This window comes from Cytophagaceae bacterium, from assembly GCA_016722655.1.
Lineage (GTDB): Bacteria > Bacteroidota > Bacteroidia > Cytophagales > Spirosomataceae > Leadbetterella.
Genome location: JADKIR010000005.1, coordinates 332543 through 352058, shown reverse-complemented (window position 1 = coordinate 352058; position 19516 = coordinate 332543). Strand labels below are relative to the sequence as shown.

The 19516-nt window shown below is 36.3% G+C and carries 19 protein-coding genes; 9 read left to right on the top strand and 10 right to left on the bottom strand.

Annotation, left to right across the window (positions count from 1 at the left end):
- The first annotated feature begins 67 nt into the window (after positions 1-67).
- Entirely contained in the window at positions 68-1429 is a 1362-nt protein-coding gene (locus IPP61_17340) for a cytochrome-c peroxidase (protein MBL0326902.1), read from the top strand.
- Here the strand turns inward: IPP61_17340 and IPP61_17335 are convergent.
- The 4 genes from IPP61_17335 to IPP61_17320 form a co-directional block, all read right to left on the bottom strand.
- A complete protein-coding gene (locus IPP61_17335) occupies positions 1406-2779 on the bottom strand; it encodes a chloride channel protein (GenBank protein MBL0326901.1) in 1374 nt (457 codons plus the stop codon). The two genes, IPP61_17340 and IPP61_17335, sit on opposite strands and share 24 nt — an antisense overlap.
- A 46-nt stretch (positions 2780-2825) precedes the next feature.
- Positions 2826-3962, bottom strand: a complete 1137-nt coding sequence (locus tag IPP61_17330) for a C40 family peptidase (GenBank protein ID MBL0326900.1) — start codon at positions 3960-3962, stop codon at positions 2826-2828.
- A complete protein-coding gene (thiL, locus tag IPP61_17325) occupies positions 3955-4974 on the bottom strand; it encodes a thiamine-phosphate kinase (GenBank protein ID MBL0326899.1) in 1020 nt (339 codons plus the stop codon). Before thiL ends, IPP61_17330 begins: the two co-directional genes overlap by 8 nt.
- Before the next feature lie 83 nt (positions 4975-5057).
- Positions 5058-5498, bottom strand: coding sequence for a hypothetical protein (locus IPP61_17320; GenBank protein ID MBL0326898.1), 441 nt, complete (start codon positions 5496-5498; stop codon positions 5058-5060).
- Positions 5499-5626: 128 nt separating this feature from the next.
- Here IPP61_17320 and IPP61_17315 point away from each other — a divergent pair, with 128 nt between their 5' ends.
- Together IPP61_17315 and IPP61_17310 are read left to right on the top strand one after the other, a co-directional pair.
- Complete coding sequence (locus IPP61_17315) at positions 5627-5854, top strand: cytochrome b5 (GenBank protein MBL0326897.1); 228 nt, start codon at positions 5627-5629, stop codon at positions 5852-5854.
- Positions 5855-5906: 52 nt separating this feature from the next.
- A complete protein-coding gene (locus tag IPP61_17310) occupies positions 5907-6107 on the top strand; it encodes a hypothetical protein (GenBank protein MBL0326896.1) in 201 nt (66 codons plus the stop codon).
- Here the strand turns inward: IPP61_17310 and IPP61_17305 are convergent.
- From IPP61_17305 to dacB, 4 genes are all read right to left on the bottom strand, one after another.
- Positions 6072-6881: a hypothetical protein gene (locus IPP61_17305; protein ID MBL0326895.1), complete on the bottom strand. Its 810-nt coding sequence runs from the start codon at positions 6879-6881 to the stop codon at positions 6072-6074. The genes IPP61_17310 and IPP61_17305 overlap by 36 nt on opposite strands.
- A gap of 39 nt (positions 6882-6920) precedes the next feature.
- Positions 6921-7718, bottom strand: coding sequence for an alpha/beta hydrolase (locus IPP61_17300; GenBank protein MBL0326894.1), 798 nt, complete (start codon positions 7716-7718; stop codon positions 6921-6923).
- A gap of 9 nt (positions 7719-7727) precedes the next feature.
- Positions 7728-9002 carry a pyridoxal phosphate-dependent aminotransferase family protein gene (locus IPP61_17295; protein ID MBL0326893.1) on the bottom strand — a complete coding sequence of 425 codons (1275 nt, stop codon included), beginning with the start codon at positions 9000-9002 and terminating at the stop codon, positions 7728-7730.
- A 125-nt stretch (positions 9003-9127) separates the two neighbouring features.
- Positions 9128-10522, bottom strand: a complete 1395-nt coding sequence (gene dacB / locus IPP61_17290) for a D-alanyl-D-alanine carboxypeptidase/D-alanyl-D-alanine-endopeptidase (GenBank protein MBL0326892.1) — start codon at positions 10520-10522, stop codon at positions 9128-9130.
- A gap of 84 nt (positions 10523-10606) precedes the next feature.
- On the opposite strand from dacB, the gene IPP61_17285 reads away from it, so the two are divergent.
- From IPP61_17285 to IPP61_17260, 6 genes are read left to right on the top strand one after another with little or no spacing between them, the layout of a single operon-like run.
- On the top strand, positions 10607-12025 hold the full coding sequence (locus IPP61_17285) for an MBL fold metallo-hydrolase (protein ID MBL0326891.1): 1419 nt from the start codon (positions 10607-10609) through the stop codon (positions 12023-12025).
- A gap of 11 nt (positions 12026-12036) precedes the next feature.
- Positions 12037-12990 (top strand): acetyl-CoA carboxylase carboxyltransferase subunit alpha, encoded by a 954-nt coding sequence (locus tag IPP61_17280; protein MBL0326890.1) that lies wholly within the window; start codon positions 12037-12039, stop codon positions 12988-12990.
- 1 nt (position 12991) lies between these two features.
- The gene (locus IPP61_17275; GenBank protein ID MBL0326889.1) at positions 12992-13627 is read left to right on the top strand and encodes an HAD family phosphatase; all 636 of its coding nucleotides are present in this window, start codon (positions 12992-12994) and stop codon (positions 13625-13627) included.
- Entirely contained in the window at positions 13624-14763 is a 1140-nt protein-coding gene (locus IPP61_17270; protein ID MBL0326888.1) for a site-2 protease family protein, read from the top strand. Before IPP61_17275 ends, IPP61_17270 begins: the two co-directional genes overlap by 4 nt.
- A gap of 50 nt (positions 14764-14813) precedes the next feature.
- Positions 14814-15377 (top strand): 1-acyl-sn-glycerol-3-phosphate acyltransferase, encoded by a 564-nt coding sequence (locus IPP61_17265; protein MBL0326887.1) that lies wholly within the window; start codon positions 14814-14816, stop codon positions 15375-15377.
- A gap of 42 nt (positions 15378-15419) precedes the next feature.
- On the top strand, positions 15420-16589 hold the full coding sequence (locus IPP61_17260) for an aminotransferase class I/II-fold pyridoxal phosphate-dependent enzyme (GenBank protein ID MBL0326886.1): 1170 nt from the start codon (positions 15420-15422) through the stop codon (positions 16587-16589).
- A 52-nt stretch (positions 16590-16641) separates the two neighbouring features.
- Here the strand turns inward: IPP61_17260 and IPP61_17255 are convergent, their stop codons facing one another.
- Positions 16642-19086, bottom strand: coding sequence for a TonB-dependent receptor (locus tag IPP61_17255; GenBank protein MBL0326885.1), 2445 nt, complete (start codon positions 19084-19086; stop codon positions 16642-16644).
- Positions 19087-19202: 116 nt separating this feature from the next.
- Positions 19203-19493 (bottom strand): hypothetical protein, encoded by a 291-nt coding sequence (locus IPP61_17250; protein MBL0326884.1) that lies wholly within the window; start codon positions 19491-19493, stop codon positions 19203-19205.
- Between the last annotated feature and the right edge of the window lie 23 nt (positions 19494-19516).

The window sequence follows — 19516 nt, the reverse complement described above, 5'->3', positions numbered from 1 at the left end:
CGCAAAAAATATACTTTTGTATTTATTTTATTCTTATCTTTGTTTTGTCAGGAAAAGAGTGATAAAAATGAAAGGTTTGTATCGTAAAATTGCATTTGCGGTAACATGTCTGTTTGCAATTGCATGTAATAAAAATAATCAGGATCCGATAGCCAGCACACTGGACACGGAGCTCACCCAAAAAATTGAAACTTCCTCCTCTGGAAAGGGTATATCTTACTACGTTTTGCCGGAAAGCTATGAGCTTACAAAAATTCCCCAGGATCCTAAAAACCCCTTATCAGAAGCCAAAGTAGAATTGGGTAAACTGCTATTTCATGAAACTGCTCTGGGGCAAAATCCAAAAAAGATTGAAGCGTTTCAAAGCTATTCATGTGCAAGTTGTCACCATGCCAAAGCCGGTTTTCAGGCTTGCGTTGTACAGGGCATTGGTGAAGGGGGAAGTGGGTTTGGTGTTCAGGGAGAAAAACGTGTAATGAGTAATATTTACAAAGCAACTGAAATTGATGTTCAGCCTGTAAAATCTCCTTCGGCTCTAAATATCGCTTATCAGAAAAATATTTTATGGAACGGTCAATTTGGAGGAACAGCCTTAAATGCCGGTACTCAAAGCAGCTGGACAAAAGGTACTCCAAAAGAAACCAATTATTTGGGTTATGAGGGAGTTGAGACTCAGGCAATTGCCGGAAGAGAAGTTCATAGGCTGGCGATTGATAAAATTCTGATAAACAACCTGACCACTTATAAAAATCTTTATATCAAGGCTTTTGATGCAGCTTCAATCGATAATGCGGCACAATTAAAACTTAATGGCTCACTTGCCATTGCTGCTTATGAAAGAACACTTCTCGCCAATCAGGCACCTTTCCAGCAATGGTTGAAAGGAAATAGAAATGCTATGTCAGATAAAGAGAAAAAAGGGGCCATATTATTTTTTGGAAAAGCCGAATGCACCGGTTGCCATAACGGACCTTCTTTGGCAAATATGGAATTCCATGCGATTGGGATGAAAGATTATCCTACTTCGGGTAACGCATTGATTCATAATGTAAAAGCCGGAAGTGCGGAATTTAAGGGTAGGGGAGGGTTCACCGGAAAGTCAGAAGACATGTATAAATTTAAGGTACCTCAATTATACAATCTTTCAGATTCACCATTTTATGGGCATGGTTCCAGTTTGACAAATATTGAAGCTGTATTAAAATATAAAAATCTGGCAAAAAAAGAAAATTCAAATGTGCCAGATGTCCAGCTTTCTACAAAATTTCATGCTTTGAATCTTTCCGATGAGGAAATCTCTGATCTGGCGGCTTTTATAAAAAATGGTCTTCGTGATCCCAATCTGCAAAGATTTGTTCCTAAATCTTTGCCCTCCGGACTTGCGTTTCCAAATAATGACCGACAATCAAGAATTGACCTGGGGTTTTGATTTTTCGAATCCTGCCAGAATTCTTTCTTTCAGAATTTCGTAAAAAGGTTTTCTCAAAATCCTTTCTGAGGCAAATTGTGCGATTATTCCAGCCATTAAGAAGAAAAAAATTGCACTGTGGCGGTCAGTCATTTCTAAAACCAAAATACTTGATGTAAATGGCGTACGCGTTACCCCGGTCAGAAATGCTATCATGGTCATCAAAACTAAGAGGTTGTGATTACCTGTGGAAATATCAAAATAAGAGGCAATCCAATTGCCCAAAGCTGCCCCTGAAGACAAAGATGTGGCAAATATTCCTCCTGCACCACCCGATGAAAAAGAAAACAAACTTCCCAAAAATCTACCTGGAAAAGTGTACCAGGGTAAATCATGGTTTGCGTTAAATAAAATTCTGTTAATCAATGGTTTACCTGTTCCTAAAGTTTCCTGTCCTGTATTGATGAGTAAAGCGGCAAAAAGTAATCCTAAGATCACAGGAATCACATATGGATTTTGAAATTTCCCGGACATAGTGAATATTTTTAATACAAATAAGGATAATAAGGATCCAAAAATTCCACCCAAAATTGCCAGACCAAAACCCAGTGGAATAAGATTTAGTGGCAAGGTTTGAGTTTTTGGAAATCCTAAAAATAAATAAGGACCCATAAAAAACTGTGCTGTAAATCCTGCAAATATTACCGCCGTAAAAACCGGAACCCTAAGTTTATTAATATGTGATTTGCTCAATTCTTCCACTACATAAACAATCCCTCCCAAAGGAGTATTGAATGCAGCAGCCAAACCCGATGCCCCGCTTGTAATGAGCATGGTTTTAAGGTCAATTTTTTTAGTTTTAGAAAATAATCTGCTAACTAACTGAAAAATAGAACCGGAAATTTGTAAAGTTGGCCCTTCACGGCCAATACTTCCGCCACCTATAAGTAATATTAAACTGGAAGCAATTTTCACTAAAATGACCTTTAAACCCAAAAGTTTATTTAAAATCCCTTTTTTGGGCGAATCACTAAGATCAATTGCCGCCAAAAGTTGAGGAATACCACTACCATTTGAAAATTTTGAATAATTTCTGATAATATAAAAGCTGAGGAAAAAGGTCAAAGGAGAAAGAATCCAAAAAATGTGAGGATTGAAATTGTAGATTTTAATACTTAGTTTTTCTCCCCATTCAAACATTAATTCGTACAAAACCGAAAGCAAACCAACTAAAATGGAAGCTATAACAAGGGGAAGACCATCATTTGATAACCTCTGAATAAGTTTTTGAGGTACTTTTCTTTCAAAAAAACGGGCAAATTTTGAAGATTTTATTTTGTCGCTTAAATCAAAAAAAGTGCCTTTATTCATTCGGAAATTTTTAAGAAAATATTCTAAAACTCTTTATAATTTGAGGTCATTTTGTAAGGGTATAAAGCAATCCTTCCTTGAGTTTGATACTTTCAGGATTGATTCTTTTTACAAAAAGCAGGCGGCGAAGATTGTATTCAGAATAATTATGAGCTTTTGGATCAAAACTTTCGATTCGAACCATCCCTGATGAATGAATAAACGAAAGTCCACCTAGCCAAAGTGCCACATGGACAACTCTTTTGGTCTCTGTATTTCCGAAAAACAATAAATCTCCAACTCTGAGATTACTGAACGTAGAATCAATTGTTACTTTTTCTCCGATCAAAGCTTGCTGTGATGCGTCACGAGGAAGAAATAAACCCTTTGATAAATAAGACATTCTGGTAAAGCCACTGCAATCGACCCCTTTGGCCGAAGTACCACCCCATAAATAAGGAGTTCCGAGATAATTCAATGAAAACCTTGCAATTTCATCCCCATAGCTTTCAGATTTTTCAAGCCAAAATTTTATGGGTTTTGCTGAATTTACCGAAATGTATCCCTTTGTTTTGTCGGGAAAAGTTACCTCAATGAATTTCCCTAGAATTTTATTTTTCACAATAATATTACCATAAGTCAGGTCTCTGATTGGCAATGCATTGCTGGAAGTATCCCGGTAGGCTTTTCCGTAAAAGTCGGAAAAAATAACCAGGCTATCTTTTTGGTAATCAGTAATTTGGTTTTCAGAAAATGGCTTAACAGTACTGGCGTCAACCCATCCGATATATTGGTCCGGGCATTGCACGCGGTACCAACCTCTGTATTTTTCGAAAACTTTCATCGGAATTCCCAAAAGCACCTGCGACGATAATTCTGCCGATTCTTCTGGTTCAGAACGCAAATTAACGACTGAAACATTGGCTACTACATAAGGCTGCTGTCCCGGTAGGAGATTTGGCAATATTACTATTGAATCTTTTGGGTTTTTAACTTTTAATTTTTCCAACAAAGCTTTTTTTGCAGCTACATTATTGGTCTTTCCTTTTAGAGTATTGCTTTCAGAAATATATTCTATTTCATAAACAGTCGTTCTTCTATCAATTTTAAATTGATTTTTAATATCGGAAATTTCGTTTTGACCCAAAACCGAAATAACAGATAAAAGACTTAATATTAATGTTTTAGAAATATTTTTATACATTTTTCCAGCCCGGGGCAATTAATTTTGTTCTTTCACCAGAATTCAAAACCAACCAGGAGGCACCTTCGCCTTTTACAAACCCAATTGGTGTGATTTCTGAAATATCTTTAATTTTTTCATAATCAGCCTGAGAGATCGTCATCAGAAGTTCGTAATCCTCACCACCATTGATGACACTTGTAACCGGATTTAAATTAAAATCGGCACAAGTTTCCAGGGTTTGATTATCGATTGGAATATTTTCGAAGAAAATCGTGAAACTTTTTCCCGATTTTTTTGCCAAATGCAAAACATCTGACGCCAACCCATCGGAAATATCAATCATAGATGTAGGAACAATTCCTTTTTCCAATAAATCAAAAACGATGTCTGTTCTGCTTTCAGGTTTCAACTGCCTGCCGACTACATAGCTTTTATTGTCAATTTTGGGTTCCATGGCCGGATTGGCCAAAAACTCCTGTTTTTCCCGCTCCAAAATTTGTAAGCCCATATAAGCAGCACCTAAATCGCCTGTAACACAAACGATGTCGTTTTCATTGGCACCACTTCTGTAAGTTATTTTATCTTTTTCTACATCACCCACTACCGAAACTGAAATAACCAAACCTGACCGGCTGGATGAAGTATCCCCGCCAATTAAATCTATGTTGTAATCTTCACAAGCAGATTTTATTCCTTCATATAACTCATCGACATCAGATAGTCCAAATCTGTTGCTTAAGCCTAATGACACAGTGGCGTGTCTTGGTACTCCATTCATAGCCGCAATATCCGAAATATTAACAGCAATCGCTTTATAACCAAGGTGTTTCAATGGAGTATAGACCAAATCAAAGTGAACACCCTCTAAAAGCATATCTGTAGTGATCAATTGATATTTTGAACCACAATCAATTACCGCAGTATCATCCCCAATTCCTTTGACTGTTGATTCCGATTTTTTCTGAAAATTTTCTGAGATACGATCGATAAGACCAAATTCACCCAAAGATTCCAAAGTTTGTTTTTCCATGGTACAAAGGTAATTTTAATAGCTTAAATAAACAAAAAAGGTACTTCCCGGGTGGAAAGTACCTTTAAATAATATCAAAAATCTTAATTGGCAGGAACCAAACTATAGGTATTAATTGTACCACCTGTCTTTGGGTTAGGTGATGAATTGGTAATTACCAAAGAAGTCTCAGTGGCAGTGGTAACCGAATACTCAATATTTCCACCTGTACCGGTTGGTTCCGGAGTAAGACCAGTCAAATTTAACTCTGAGGAAGTAATTTCATATTTTCCGGTAAAAGAACTACCATCTCTTTCTTTTAAAATTACAGTAGGAGGTGCCGACAAATCTAATTTGTAAGAACCATAACCTGGCTGAATATTGCTGGTACTACCTGATTTATAGACTTCAGTGCTTCCTTCTTTAACTGATTGTATTATCCAAATTTTCTTAACCAGATCTGAAGTGGGTTTAATTTTGGTTTTACAACCAGCAAATACAACCAACGATATGACAACAAGTGAAAATAAGATTTTGGTTTTCATTTTTTTGAATTTATGTTACTTATGCAAATATATCTTTTATGCTGAATTAGTCAAAAAAAATGCCATGAATTCATCTCATTTAACCAAATATTTTGATTAATGACGTATTTTTGAGTCAAACAAAGAAAATGCGAATAATTTCCAAAAATCAGTTGGCCCTTAGAAACGGCCAGGATAAACCAGAAATCTGGGTTGCATTAAACGGATTTGTGTATGATGTAGGAAGTTCCCGTCTGTGGAAAAACGGAAAACATTATGAGCATTGGGCTGGGCAAGACCTTACTGAAGAATTAAAAGATGCTCCGCATACTGCTGTGGTATTTGATAAGTTTGAGATTATTGGGAAACTTGGATAAATGATCCCAGGTTTTGTTTAGATAAATGTAAAATATTAATAACTAACAATATATGAAATTATTTGATTCTCTTTTATTGTTCGGAAGTTTGGGCCTTTTGGTTATTTGGTCAGACCAGTTTATCTACAAAAATGTAAGTTTTAAAGACAGTTACTTTTTATTGATGTTTGGTTTGGGAGGCTTTCTATATTATGTTTATCGCAGAGGAAATAGTAAATTAAAAGAGAAAGATAATCAGAAAAAGAAAAAGTAGGCTGTCAAGAATCTCGCGATAAATAGTTTTTATCTTTTTTTCAAAAACAAGGCTTAAAGCATACATTATTGATATCGAAACAATTATTGCTGCCAACTTATCAGGATATGTAGAAAGATTGAGAAAGAAAAAACCAAAAATAAAAATATTAAAACTGCTAAAATAATTTACCCATTTTCTAAGTTTTTGCAAAGAAATATTTTTAGTAATATTTGTATTTTTTTCGTTATTTAAATTTTCAAAATAAGAAATAGCGAATAAATTCTGGTAAATTATCAAAAGGTACATAAATAGTAAAATCCATGCACTCAAATTGATACTACTGGCTATTATCAAAGGAGGAACAGCCACAGCTGAAACAAAAAACAATGGCATCACAAATTCTTTGTAGGGAACAAACCAGTCTTTTTTTGTTAATAAATATAGATAAATTCCAATAAAGAAGCTTAAAATCATTCCGAAAATTAGAATTTCAGTTTTCTGAAAAAAACATAAGACTACATCAATAATAAATAATCCGACGATTAATATGGAATAATTATATTGATTTCTATTAAAATATTCATGCCTGGGACTTGGGTTCGGCGATTTCAGATTGTCAAGTAATCTGTCAAGAATGTAAATGATCCAAGTGGAAATAAAGAGTTGTAAAACTGTAGGCCAATGAACTTTTGAATCACCTGCCGGCAAATAAAAAAAAGCCATCATGTGGAGCATGCTTATTGCCGCCACATGAAGGCTCGAATATTTCAGAAAATTTACAAATCCTTTCATAATGCCTGTTTAAATCAAAAACAGACACAAAAGTAAGTTTTAAGCTTCAACAAAAGCCTCAATTAAAAGATTATATTGTTCGGGATTTTCCAAAACTCCCGTATGTCCGGCATTGGGAATCACCTTAAGAACTGAGTTCTCAATATTTTTATGAAGAAACTCTGACTTTTCAATTGGTGCTGGTACATCTTCCTCGCCAACCAGAATCAAAGTGGGAACTTTGATATTCTTAAGTTCATCATCAAAAGAACCTCTCGAAATCACCCCTTCTGTAGCCAGAGTGATGGTGGTACGGTTATTTTCTTTGAGTTTTTTTAAATATACCTCATATTCTGCTTTGCGGTTTACGTCGTTGAGGAAAGTTTTACCAAACATAATATTCATAATTTGCTTCTCAACAGGCCAATAGCCAACCGTTCTTACCAAAGTATTAAGCATTTTGTATCTCGCAATATTCTCAGCGGGTTCGGCCTCCGATGATGACTCCATCAGGACAACTTTTTTTATCCATTCAGGATTTCTGGCCGCCAAACGCATCCCAATATAGCCTCCCATAGACAGTCCCGCAAATATTACCGGCTTATCGGAGAGGATTTTTATCAATTCCAGGCTGTCATTATATAAACTTTCCATATCATATTTTGAGTTTTTGGCCTTGGTTTTACCCTGACCTCGAAAATCAAAGGCTATGATTCTAAAGTTTTTTTGTAAATATTCAATTTGATTATGGAACATCCAATGGCTCCATAATAAACCATGTGCAAAAACTATGGTTTCACTGCCTGAACCGTATTCTTCATAATAATACTCGGCATTTGAAAGTGTTAAAAATGGCATAATTTTAATTTAAAAATTTGAATAAATCTCACTTTTTAGTGGAATTTCGTAATTATAAGCACCCTGGCTTAATTTTTCCCTTATTTGCTTAAATGCATCAATAGTATATTCAACATCGGCTTCGGAATGCATACAGGTTGGAATGAGCCGGAGCATCACCACGCCTTTTGCAACAACCGGATAAATAACCACTGAGCAGAATATGTTGAGGTTTTCCCTTAGATCGATAATCATGTTTCCGACTTCATTTTGTGTAAAATCCTGATTAAAATATACAGGGGTCACGTGCGTATTGGTGGTTTCAAGATTAAATCCTTCGGCGATTAAACCACTTTGAAGTTTTTTAGCAATATACCAAAGTCTTTCTCTAAACTGAGGATTTTCTCTGATAAGCTCCAGTCTCTTTATTCCGCCCAAAACATAACCCATCGGAAGGGCTTTTGCATATATTTGAGACCTTACATTGTACCTAAGATACTTAACCACTTTTGAGCTGGCTCCAACAAATGCCCCCATCGCCGACATCGCCTTGGTGAAAGTTGCAAAATATATATCTACCTGATCCTGAACATTGAAATGCTCTGGTGTACCCCTTCCGGTTTTACCCATAACACCAAATCCATGAGCATCGTCAACAAGGAGCTTAAAATCGTATCGTTCTTTCATGGCCACAATCTCATCCAGTTTACCTACTTGCCCTGTCATCCCGAAAACACCTTCCGTAATTACCAATATTCCACCACCGTTTTGAGCTGAAAGCTTTGTGGCTCTTTTTAGATTCAAATCAAGGCTAGCCATGTCATTGTGGTTGTATTTGTAATATGCCCCACCTTTGGCTTTATGGAGTCTTATTCCGTCAATAAGGCAAGCATGACTATCTGAGTCAAATACTATTACATCACGATGATCAACCAGCGTTTCGATAACAGACATGATACCCTGATAACCGAAATTCATTAAAAAAGCGTCTTCATATCCTGAAAAATCTGCCAGGTCGGCTTCAAATTGCTCATGATAATGTGAATTGGCACTCATCATTCGTGAGCCCATTGGGTAAGACAAACCAAAGTGACTGACAGCATCTGCGTCAGCGGCACGAACATCAGGATGATTAGATAAGCCAAGGTAATTATTTAGAGACCAGTTAAGGACTTTTTTACCGTTAAATTGCATGTAAGGGCCAATTTCCCCTTCAAGAATTGGGTAGCTGAAATAATGGTGACCAAAATGTGAAATTGCACCTAATGGACCTAAGCTACGATCGATTTTTTCGAATATGGACACTCCCATTTTACTTATTTATTTTATGGTTATAAAAAATGGAGAGTAAAATAACGGACACTTAGAACCCCGTTTGTACGGATACGTTAAGTTTTATTTTTTGGTTTGAAAACACATGGCAATAATATCTAAAATTGACCTACATCAATCATCGTAGTCAATATTTTTTCATAAAAATTGCGGGAAAATAATCCAGCGGTATCATTTAAACCGGACAAATATATGGCAAATGAATATAATTCATTTTTTTCATTTTTAAAATAACCTGATAAATTCTTAACGCCACCAATTGAGCCGCTCTTAGCATTTATCCTTCCTTTAGTTTTTTTGTTAGGGTCAAAACTCCTCACAGTTCCACTTTCACCCACCACTGGCAGGCTTTCTAAAAACACATCAAAATATCGGGAACCTGAATAAGCTGAAAGAAATCTGGTCATTGCAGATGTGCTGATGGTATTTGAGGGAGAAAGACCGCTGCCATCATTAATTCGGAATAAAGAATAATCGACACTATCTCTTACGCCCAAGGTTAAATTATACACTTCGGATAGATTTTTTAAAGTATTTTTTTGGAGTAAAATATTGCTAAAACCATCTGCTAAGAAATTTACACTTTTATAATTACATTCTTTGATGAGTTCCGAAATTGCCGGTGAACTTTCAGTAAAAAATGGGATAAAAGTTTCATCTACATAATCCTGGCCAGCGATTTCTATTCCATTTTCAATTAAAGATTTTTTTAATAATTCTTCAAAAACCATGTCAGGCTCAGGTATGGCACCTTTAATTTCAAAACTTTTAGAATTAACTGGGATTGTACCGGCAGCAATAATCTCTTTTGAAAAGGGCAACGAAATAAAATTTACCTGATCACCAGATCCTGGCACTGCCGTAGTTACAAGATTTTTAATTTTCCATTTGCTGTATTCCGGAGTCACCCGGCTAATAATGACGGTATCACCCAGTTTTGAACCGGAGTCGAAAAAAACAGAAAACATGTTTTCATTAAAATTAAATTCTGAAGGGAAAGCTCCATAATAGTTTCCAACGTCCCCGATTTGCCAATCGAGAGGCATATTAAAAGATTTCGTTCTTTTTACTTTAATTTTGCCTTCTATTCTTTTTATGTTTTGGTTTTTTAAGGCGTTTACAATGTCTGAAATAGAATTTTTATTAAATCTTTTTGCTGCAAATGCCGGGTTAGAGTTGCCATTAATAATTAAATTTCCCAAAAGTACCTCGTCCATTACTTTTCCACTCAAAAAACCATCGGATTGAAACCTGTAATCGGGGCCAAAGGTTTCTAAAGCTGAAGCCGTTGACAAAAGCTTGAAAGTTGAAGCTGGCGGCATTGACAAGTTTGAATTGTGCGAGAAAACTTCTTTAGAAGATTTTAACTCTCTTATAGAAACCGAAACATTTACATATTTGGCTTCATTAAGAATTTTATATTCATCAATAACTTTATTCAAAGCCGAAGTAAGTTGCCCAATCTGCAAAATAATGAGACAAAAAACATTCATAAGCGACATTTTATAATAACAAAGGTACTATTTTAATTATCTTTGCGACCTGAAAAAAAGGATTATTCAATAGAAAAATATTCGATGAAGTTATCGTTTTACGGTGCGGCCCGAAGGGTGACAGGAAGTATGTTTTTGTTGGAGTTAGACGATGATTATCGAATTTTGATAGATTGTGGTTCTTCTCTAAATGATTCAAGGGAAAGAAAATCAGCCAAAGAATTTGGGAATTTCCCTTTTGATGCTTCTTTAATTAATGTTGTTTTCCTTACACATGCACATATAGATCACTCAGGGCAAATACCAAATCTTTATCAGGCGGGATTTGAAGGTCAGATTTTATGTACTTCTCCCACTATTGATTTGACGGAACTTTTACTTTATGATGCTGCAAGTCTTAATACTCGTATTGCCAAAGGAATAGAGAAAAGCCACAAAAAATCGAAAAAGTGGAAAAGCATTGAGACTCAAAGTTTGTATTTTGATAAGCAAGTAAAAAATGCCATCGGGAATTTCGTTCCTATAGCTTATAATCAACGTTTTAGGTTTAAAGATGATGGCTACGTAACTTTTATTCAGGCCGGACATTTGCTTGGTGCTGCCCATATCCTGATCGAGATTAAAGAAAATGGGGTCTGGAAGAAAATTGGTTTTTCAGGTGATATAGGAAGAAGAGACTTTACCCTTTTGCCCAACCCTCAGTCACTTCCTGATGTTGATTATCTTGTAATGGAATCAACCTACGGAAACAGAAATCATAAAGATAAAGGTGAGCCTGAAGCGATTTTGAAGGAAATAATAGAAGAAGCTTGCGTTGATAAAGCCGGAAGATTGATAATTCCATCTTTTAGTGTAGGTAGAACACAATGTCTCCTTTATACCCTTAATAAATTGTATGAAAATTACAATATTAAACCTATTAAGGTTTTCACTGATAGTCCTTTAGCCAAAAATAGCACGAAGGTTTATGAGAAATACAGGACATACCTCAACAAAGACGCTAAAGAATTCTATGAGGAAACTGACAGCTTGTTTGACTTTGCCAATTTGGAATATATCGAAACATCGGCCGACAGTCAGGCGATATCTACTCATGCAGAACCATGCATAATCATTTCGTCTTCAGGCATGATAAAAGGGGGAAGAGTAGAACATCATATTGAAAAAAATATTGAGAATCCTTATGCCACCATTTTAATGGTCGGATACGCAACCGATGATTCGGTAGGTGGAAAATTGCTTTCGGGCGAAATGAAAAATATAATTATCAGAAACAAGAAACTGGATGTAAATGCCAGAATCAGAAAAATTGATATTTTTAGCGGCCACGGCGGATTATCGGATTTAGAGAATTTTGCAAGACAACAATCACCAGAAAAATTAAAAAAAGTATTCCTTGTACACGGAGATTTGGATGCTATGATTAATTTTAGGCAAATTTTGCTCGAAGATGGTTTTTCGGATGTTGAAATTCCGGAAGAAAATCAAACTTACGAACTTTAAAATTACTATGAATGAAGACTTTACTCGAATTTGAAAAACCTATAGCCGATCTGGAAGCTAAACTCGAAGACATGAAAAAACTTGCAGAGGAAAATAATGTTGATGTGAGTGATGCCGTAAGGAACCTAAATTCGGCCATCGATGCACTTCGGACCGAAACTTTCCATAACCTTACCCGTTGGCAAAGGGTACAGCTATCCAGACATCCCGACCGACCCTATACCCAGGATTATATCGAAAGAATCTGTTCTGAATTTCACGAACTTCATGGTGATCGTACAGTTAGAGATGATCCGGCCATTATTGGTGGTCTGGCCAATATAAACGGAAAAAGTGTAATGGTGATCGGCCAGCAAAAAGGCAGAAAAACCAAAGAAAGACAATTCAGGAATTTTGGAATGCCCAACCCTGAAGGTTATAGAAAGGCCTTAAGGTTAATGAAAATGGCGGAAAAATTCAATATTCCAGTTGTAACACTAATTGACACTCCGGGGGCGTTTCCCGGTTTGGAAGCCGAAGAGAGAGGTCAAGGAGAAGCAATCGCTAGAAATCTGAAAGAAATGATGGTACTAAAAGTGCCTGTAATTTGTATTATTATTGGAGAAGGAGCCTCAGGTGGAGCATTAGGAATTGCAATAGGAGATCGGGTGTTGATGCTCGAAAACGCCTGGTATTCAGTTATTTCCCCTGAAAACTGTTCAACTATACTCTGGAGAACCTGGGAGTTTAAAGAGCAGGCTGCTGAGGCATTAAAACTCACAGCCACAGACATGAAAAGCAATGGTTTGATTGACGGTATTATCCCTGAGCCTATAGGAGGTGCACATCAGGATTGGGATAAAATGGCGGAGATTCTCCAAAATACAATTTTAGCGGAAATCGAAAACCTTGAAAAACAGAGTCCTTCAGAAAGAATCAATAGCAGAATAGATAAATTCTGCTCAATGGGAGTTGTAATCGAATAATATGGTTTTAAAAGATGAGATTAAAGCCGTAGTTTTTGATTTCGGCAACGTGATTATTAATATTGACCTCGAAAAAACCTATCAGGCATTTTCTGATTTGACATTTAAACCTGCGTCAAAAATTAAAGCTCTTTTTACTGAAAATCAGATATTCAGGAAATATGAAATCGGTTTTTTTGAAGAAGAAGAGTTTAGAGATGTAATAAGGCAAACATTGGGGTATCCGCTTAACGACGATGAAATAGACAATGCCTGGAATGCTCTCCTTCTCGATGCCCCGGAAAAAAGAATCAGGTATCTGGAAGATCTAAGGTTAAAGGTGCCGATTTATCTATTGAGCAACACAAATGATACTCATATAAAAGCCAGTACGCGATATTTTCGTGAAAAACATAACTATTCAAATTTTTTCAGGATTTTCAACCGGGTCTTTCTTTCTTTCAAAATAAAATTATACAAACCTGAATTCGAAATATATCATCATTTAATTTCCGAATTAAATCTTGAACCCCACCAAATATTATTTCTCGACGACAATCAGGACAATATTGATGCTGCCAAAGAATGTGGTATCAATGCCATTAAAATTAATCCACCTGAGGATTTTATGCCTATACTTGATTTATTAATTTCATGAAAAAAATATTCCGGGGTCCCCGATTGCATCTGATTTTGTTTCTTGTTACCGTCATAACTACCACGGTTTCAGGATATGAATGGATTTCCGGTAAACCTGTTTTGGCATTTTACAAGACTATCAGTCTGGATGACCTACTTCAGGGTTTTTGGTTTTCAGTTCCATTTCTCGCCTTTTTGACCTTCCATGAATTCGGTCATTTTTTTATGGCAAAAATCAGGAATATTGAAGTGACACTTCCTTATTACATTCCCGGATGGTTAGGCATTTTGACATCATTGGGTACTTTCGGAGCTTTTATTAAAATCAAAGAAAGAATTACCAATAGGAATGATTATTTTGATATTGGAATAGCCGGGCCACTGGCGGGTTTTGTGGTGGCGGTTGGGGTGCTAATTTATGGTTTTTCTAATTTACCAAGCGATGATTTTGTTTATGCAATACATCCTGAATATAAAAATTTCAACGGGAACTACAGAGACTTATTAAATCTAACACCCAATAATCCCAATGCCATAGTATTCGGTAAAAGTATTTTATATAATTTCCTTGAAAGTACTTTTGCAGACCCTTCCAGAATTCCTCATATTTACGAACTATCTCATTATCCAATATTACTTGCGGGATTTTTAGGATTGCTGTTCACAGCCTTAAATCTCTTGCCCATCGGGCAATTAGATGGCGGGCATATAATGTTTTCATTGATTGGGAAAAAAGCCTTCGACATAGTTTCCCCTGTGTTTTTGGTGGTTTTAGTGGCCTATTCAGGTCTTGGATTATTCAGCTTAAATGAATTTTCGGCAGCTTATACCGACCAACAATATGAACTGATTTTGAAATTTCTCTTTTTTGTATATTTTAATTACCTTTCGTTCTCGCGAATTTTTAAAAGTAAAGCCTCAAATTGGATTTTAGCCTTATCTGTTGTTCTTTTACAATTTTTAATCACGAAATATTCACCTCAAACAGTCGGATATTCCGGATTTTTGGCATTTGGCTTTTTAATTGGACGGGTATTGGGAGTTTATCATCCGGATACCGGAGAATCTAAACCATTGAATTTTACCCGTCAGCTATTGGGTTGGCTGGCTATACTTATTTTTATTGTTTGTTTTTCTCCCAATCCTATCAACTAAAAATATAAAACACTATAAAAGAGTACTTTAACAAGTATATAACTATAATAATGAATTTCATTTTCAGATTTTTCTTTAAAATATTAGGTTGGAAAATTGAGGGACGAGTGCCAACCGAACTCAAAAAAGGTATTTTTGTAGTTGCACCTCACAATAGCACCAAGGATTTTTTTGTGGGTTTGGGTTTAAGGGCGGCTATGAAAATGAAAATCGGATATTTGGGGAAAGCTGAACTATTTAAACCGCCTTTTGGGTTTATTTTCAGATGGCTGGGAGGTACGCCGGTTTACAGAACCGAAAAAAACAATCTGGTAGAAAGCTATATTGAAGCCATTAATAGTAAGGAACATATGCTTTTTGCACTTGCTCCGGAAGGCACAAGAGGGGATGTTCAGAAACTTAAATCGGGTTTTTATTATATGGCTTTGGGAGCAAAAATTCCTATCGTTTTGGTGGGTTTCGATTTACCATTGAAAAAATGTGTGATTTCAGAACCTATTTTTGTAAGCGGTGATTTTGAAAAAGATGCAAAAGAAATTCTGATTCCTTTTTTTGAAAAGATTTCAGGTTTTCATAAATCCTGGATTGCAAATTATAAAAACAATATTTTTTAAATTTATAAAGCCTTATATTTTAGCAGATTGGATATAAATAATATGAAAAAGCACACAAAACTTATCAGAACACAAACCCAAAAAAGTCAATTTAGGGAACATTCAACGCCTCTTTACCTTACTAGTAGTTTTTGCTTTGAAGATGCTCAGATGGGTAAAGACCTTTTTGACAATACCCTGGAAGGAAATATTTACAGTCGCTTTTCTAATCCTACCGTACAGGAATTTGTAGATAAAGTTTGTATGCTCGAAGAAGCTGAAGACGGTATCGCCACCGCAACCGGTATGGCTGCTGTATTTGCCGGATTTGGTGCCTTGCTATCTTCCGGGGATCATATCGTTTCATCAAAAGCTCTTTTTGGCTCTGCTCATCAGATTATCACCCAAATATTACCAAAATGGGGAATCACTTATACTTATATTGAGGCATCAGAGCCTAAAGAAGCTTGGGAAGCGGCAATTTTGCCCAATACAAAAATGATTTACCTCGAGACACCTTCCAATCCCGGTCTGGAATTGGTTGACCTTGAAATGATTGGAGATTTGTGCAAAAAACATAATTTGATTTTTTCGGTAGATAATTGCTTCGCAACTCCCTTGATTCAAACTCCCGGACAATTTGGGGCTGATTTGATTATTCATTCTGCCACTAAGTTTTTTGATGGACAGGGTAGAGTTTTGGGTGGTATTATTGTGGGTAAAAAAGAATACATTGAGCATGTGAGATTCTTTTGCAGGCAAACGGGCCCATCTATGTCGCCATTTAATGCCTGGGTACTAAGCAAAGGTTTGGAAACGCTGGGCTTAAGAATGGACAGGCATTGCGAAAATGCCTTAAAACTAGCTCAGGCTTTGGAAAAAATCGAAGGAGTAAAATCAGTGAAATATCCGTTTTTACCGTCTCACCCACAATATGATCTGGCAAAAAAACAAATGGAATCAGGTGGGGCATTGGTAACTTTCGAACTGGATGGAGGATTTGAAAGAGTGATAAGATTTACACAGAAACTGACCATCCCATCATTGACATCAAATCTTGGTGACAGCAGAACCACCATTACCAATCCCAATACAACCACACACGCCAAAGTGGCTGTGGCCGATAAAGAAGCACTTGGGATTTTTGAAGGAACAATGAGGGTTTCGGTTGGGCTTGAAGATATTGAGGATCTTATTGAAGATTTTACGCAGGCTATTCTGAATTCAAAATAATAAAAAAAGGCCAGTGTGGCCTTTTTTATTTTCCGTTTTATAAAATTCAAAATTAGAATTCTAAAATAAAACCAATCGTTGGTGTAACCAGGGCAGAAGGCTCATTTACAATAACATCGATCCCATTAGAACCGTCGCCTTTTATCGGATTTCCATCAGTGGTCAGGAAATTATTGGTGTTCGCATCTCTTTTCAGAGCAAATTCCGGCACATCCGGACTTTTAGATAAATACCAGTTAGTTACATCCAGATATAAATCCAGTGTTGTTTTCCGGAAATTTATCTTTTTATCAATTCTTAAATCTGAACTATTAAATGCTCCTAATCTCATACTGTTCAACCTCGAATAGTCATAATAGGTGATTCCCTGTGTTACAAAATTCTTTCTTGAAGTTTCAATATCTATCGGAGAATAAGGAGCACCGCCCTGGAATCGGAATTTAAGTCCTATTTCCCAGTTTTTTCTAAACTTATAACCCAAAGCTGAACTTACTAAATGTCGGTTGTCCCAGCTGCTGGAAACAAGTTTGCCATCTGTACCGGCAAATAAACTCCTGTAAAATGTGTATGCCATTACGCCAAAAAACCTTTTGGTTAGTTTTTTCTGTGCGAAAAACTCAATGCCATAGGCTTTTCCGGTTCCATCAAACTGAACAGCCTCATTGCCCAAAACATTAAAATCAGCACCCATGTTGGCCAAATTCACTCCGGTTCTGATGGAGACCGGCATATTTTCATAGCCTTTGTAGAATCCTTCCAGTGTAAACCTTAAACTAGGATCAGGCAAGTACTCGAAACCTCCCGCCAGGTGATTGGATATTTGGTATTGGGCGTTTTGGTTGACAAGTTTGCCGGTGTTATCGGCAAATCCAAGAATGGTATAAGGTGCTAGTTTGGTGTATCTCCCTGCAGAGGCATTTATAGCCCAATGATTATTGACAAAATAACTAAAAGACACTCTTGGTGAAACTGTTTTCAGGAAATTATTTCCATCATCAGTGAAACTATTTCCGTCAGTCCTGAGACCACCGGAAACTCCTAATTTGTTATTTATAAATCTTTTACCAAATTGTACGAAAGCACCATATTTAAAAAATGGCTCCAATGGACTCATGAAATTTATTCTCAATTCGGGTTGAATTACCGCACCCGTTGAACTCAAAATTTCTTTCCGGATTACATTTTCAGTTGTATTTTGATATTTTACATATTGCACCATTGCACCATATGAAAACTTCATGGCTCCAACGGTTTTGTTCATGTCCCAGCGAAGTTTGTTTTCGATTTCTCTGGAATTCAAATCCAAAGTTTTAGCAGAAGTCTCGGGTTCCTGGTTGTCCTCATATTTTACAATGCTATTGTCAAACATATTTCTGCTAAGGGCAAGATTCCAGAATCCATTGTGAACCAACCTTTTGAGCGATGCCCCAACCGTATAATTCCACTGGTTTATAGTGGGCGAAGAATTTATGGTTTCTGCTTTTTCGGGTGAATAATCATCTGAAATCACAAAACTAAAATCATCTATTGCACCCAAACCGATAAAACTCAAAGAAGTCTTTTTGTTGATTTGATGTTGAATTTTCGTTTGAAAATCCCAGTAATTGGGTCTGATAGGTAAATCAAGGGCTTTGAATAATAATTGCAGATAAGACCTTCTGGCCGAAGCGAGAAACGTAGTTTTATCTGAAAGAGGACCTTCCAGTGTTCCTGCCAGCTCAGTGGCACTTAATCTGATATTTCCCTGAAAATCATTGGGATTACCTGTTTTTTGCTTAAACTGAAAAACCGAACTCAATGCATTGTCATATCTCGCATCAAAGGCTGAACTGCTGAGTTTTACATCTTCAATAAAACTCACATTTAACATTCCTTGTGGCCCACCACTACTACCTTGGGTTTGAAAATGATTAATTACGGGTACTTCGATACCGTCAAGATAGAATACGTTTTCATTAGCTCCGCCGCCTCTGATAATGATGTCGTTTCTGAAGCTGCCACCTCCAACACCGCCTCCAACTCCCGGTAAAACCTGTATAACTTTACTTATATCAAAATTCCCACCCGGGCTGGCTTTGATTTCTTCTGTGGTTAGTTTTTGAACACTCAAAGGCGTTTCGATAGTGGCTGTTACCGCAGTTTGAGTTTTTGCTTTAACTTCGACGGCATCCAGGGTAGCAACATCGGCTTCAAGCTCAATCACATAATTATTTTCATTTCCGGTGTTAACAACAATATTATAAAGCGTAAAAGGCTTGTATCCTACATAGGAAACCACCAGATTATAACTTCCTACCGGAATGTTTGAAATTCTGAAATTACCTGATTCATCAGTAGTTGCTCCTTTGTTTGAGCCACTCAATTGCAGGTTTACAAAAGGCAGCTCTTCCTGAGAACTTTTATCCCGGACTTTACCTGAAATACTACCGATTTTCTGTGAAAAAGCTGAATAAATGGAAAAAAAGAAAATAAATGAAAATATGATTTTTTTAAGCATTTTAAAATGATTTGATGAATGGTCAAATTTGTTAACCAAAAATCAGATGGAATTGTTTAAAAATAAACAAAAAAAAAGAGGCAAAAAGCCTCTTTTATGATTAAGTAGGATAGAGTTTAGATTAATATCAGTATGCCAACAATCATTGAAGCACCAGCAGTAAACCACATTGGCAATCTTCTGGCTTTGTAGGCATATAAATTATAATGTTTTAAATATTCGATTCTTAACCAAAACGAAACACCAACAAGCATAAAAAACAAAGAAGCCGAAAACGTTAAAGTTTTAGGGGCAAATCCTGCCAAATCAATATACAACATTCCGGTAATGAGAGCCAAAATAACGGCGAAAAACATTAGGATTCCGAAAAGATACTTGTAAGTCTGCTTGTCAATAGTATGTCTCATAATTTCTTTTGTTTTGTTGTACA

Coding starts and splice junctions, on each gene's coding strand:
- IPP61_17330 (MBL0326900.1), bottom strand. CDS start 3,962: ATGTATAAAAATATTTCTAAAACATTAATATTAAGTCTTTTATCTGTT.
- IPP61_17340 (MBL0326902.1), top strand. CDS start 68: ATGAAAGGTTTGTATCGTAAAATTGCATTTGCGGTAACATGTCTGTTT.
- IPP61_17275 (MBL0326889.1), top strand. CDS start 12,992: ATGGTTTTAAAAGATGAGATTAAAGCCGTAGTTTTTGATTTCGGCAAC.
- IPP61_17265 (MBL0326887.1), top strand. CDS start 14,814: ATGAATTTCATTTTCAGATTTTTCTTTAAAATATTAGGTTGGAAAATT.
- IPP61_17315 (MBL0326897.1), top strand. CDS start 5,627: ATGCGAATAATTTCCAAAAATCAGTTGGCCCTTAGAAACGGCCAGGAT.
- IPP61_17305 (MBL0326895.1), bottom strand. CDS start 6,881: ATGAAAGGATTTGTAAATTTTCTGAAATATTCGAGCCTTCATGTGGCG.
- thiL (MBL0326899.1), bottom strand. CDS start 4,974: ATGGAAAAACAAACTTTGGAATCTTTGGGTGAATTTGGTCTTATCGAT.
- IPP61_17310 (MBL0326896.1), top strand. CDS start 5,907: ATGAAATTATTTGATTCTCTTTTATTGTTCGGAAGTTTGGGCCTTTTG.
- IPP61_17250 (MBL0326884.1), bottom strand. CDS start 19,493: ATGAGACATACTATTGACAAGCAGACTTACAAGTATCTTTTCGGAATC.
- IPP61_17260 (MBL0326886.1), top strand. CDS start 15,420: ATGAAAAAGCACACAAAACTTATCAGAACACAAACCCAAAAAAGTCAA.
- IPP61_17300 (MBL0326894.1), bottom strand. CDS start 7,718: ATGCCATTTTTAACACTTTCAAATGCCGAGTATTATTATGAAGAATAC.
- IPP61_17335 (MBL0326901.1), bottom strand. CDS start 2,779: ATGAATAAAGGCACTTTTTTTGATTTAAGCGACAAAATAAAATCTTCA.
- IPP61_17280 (MBL0326890.1), top strand. CDS start 12,037: ATGAAGACTTTACTCGAATTTGAAAAACCTATAGCCGATCTGGAAGCT.
- IPP61_17320 (MBL0326898.1), bottom strand. CDS start 5,498: ATGAAAACCAAAATCTTATTTTCACTTGTTGTCATATCGTTGGTTGTA.
- IPP61_17255 (MBL0326885.1), bottom strand. CDS start 19,086: ATGCTTAAAAAAATCATATTTTCATTTATTTTCTTTTTTTCCATTTAT.
- IPP61_17270 (MBL0326888.1), top strand. CDS start 13,624: ATGAAAAAAATATTCCGGGGTCCCCGATTGCATCTGATTTTGTTTCTT.
- dacB (MBL0326892.1), bottom strand. CDS start 10,522: ATGAATGTTTTTTGTCTCATTATTTTGCAGATTGGGCAACTTACTTCG.
- IPP61_17285 (MBL0326891.1), top strand. CDS start 10,607: ATGAAGTTATCGTTTTACGGTGCGGCCCGAAGGGTGACAGGAAGTATG.